We start from the raw sequence: 1236 nt of genomic DNA, 5'->3' as shown, positions 1-1236 counted from the left end.
GTTGATTGTGCGTCTACTTTAGTATTCTAACTTCTGGCGAAGTTAAACAGTCCTTGAAATACACACTCTTTTGGGTTGTATGGTTAAGTGACTAAGCGTACACGGTGGATGCCTTGGCAGTTGGAGGCGATGAAGGACGTATTAACTTGCGATAAGCCTGGTCAAGCTAGTAAAAAGCGCTTGAGGCCAGGATTTCCGAATGGGGAAACCCACCTGTTTACAGGTATCTTGCACTGAATACATAGGTGTAAGAGGCGAACGCGGAGAACTGAAACATCTAAGTACCCGTAGGAAAAGAAATCAACCGAGATTCCGAAAGTAGCGGCGAGCGAAATCGGAGCAGCCCTTAAGCTTATTTGATGTTAGTGGAAGCCTCTGGAAAGTGGCACGATACAGGGTGATAGTCCCGTACACGACAATGTCTTATAAGTGAAATCGAGTAGGTCGGAGCACGTGAAACTTTGACTGAATATGGGGGGACCATCCTCCAAGGCTAAATACTCCCAACTGACCGATAGTGAACCAGTACCGTGAGGGAAAGGCGAAAAGAACCCCTGTGAGGGGAGTGAAATAGAACCTGAAACCGTGTACGTACAAGCAGTAGGAGCCTCTTCGTGGGGTGACTGCGTACCTTTTGTATAATGGGTCAGCGACTTATATTTTGTAGCGAGGTTAACCGATTAGGGTAGCCGTAGTGAAAGCGAGCGTTAACTGCGCGTTGAGTTGCAAGGTATAGACCCGAAACCCGGTGATCTAGCCATGGGCAGGTTGAAGGTTGAGTAACATCAACTGGAGGACCGAACCCACTAACGTTGAAAAGTTAGGGGATGACCTGTGGCTAGGAGTGAAAGGCTAATCAAACCGGGAGATAGCTGGGTTCTCCCCGAAATCTATTTAGGTAGAGCCTCGGACGAATACCATTGGGGGTAGAGCACTGTTTGGGCTAGGGGGTCATCCCGACCTTACCAACCCCATGCAAACTCCGAATACCAATGAGTACTATCCGGGAGACACACGGCGGGTGCTAACGTCCGTCGTGGAGAGGGAAACAACCCAGAACCGCCAGCTAAGGTCCCAAAGTGTATGTTAAGTGGGAAACGATGTGGGAAGGCTAAAACAGCTAGGAGGTTGGCTTAGAAGCAGCCACCCTTTAAAGAAAGCGTAATAGCTCACTAGTCGAGTCGGCCTGCGCGGAAGATGTAACGGGGCTAAACATACCACCGAAGCTGCGGCTGC

Annotated in this window: 1 rRNA gene; it reads left to right on the top strand. The window is 49.4% G+C overall.

Going from position 1 to position 1236, the window contains the following annotated elements:
- Nucleotides 1-81: 81 nt before the first annotated feature.
- A 23S ribosomal RNA gene (locus C2M34_RS06035) occupies nucleotides 82-1236 on the top strand; the annotation flags it as partial.

The sequence above is a fragment of the Pseudoalteromonas sp. T1lg88 genome, assembly GCF_002964765.1.
GTDB lineage: Bacteria > Pseudomonadota > Gammaproteobacteria > Enterobacterales > Alteromonadaceae > Pseudoalteromonas.
Note: the sequence above shows the minus strand (reverse complement) of the source record. Positions and strands in the feature narration are given on the sequence as shown.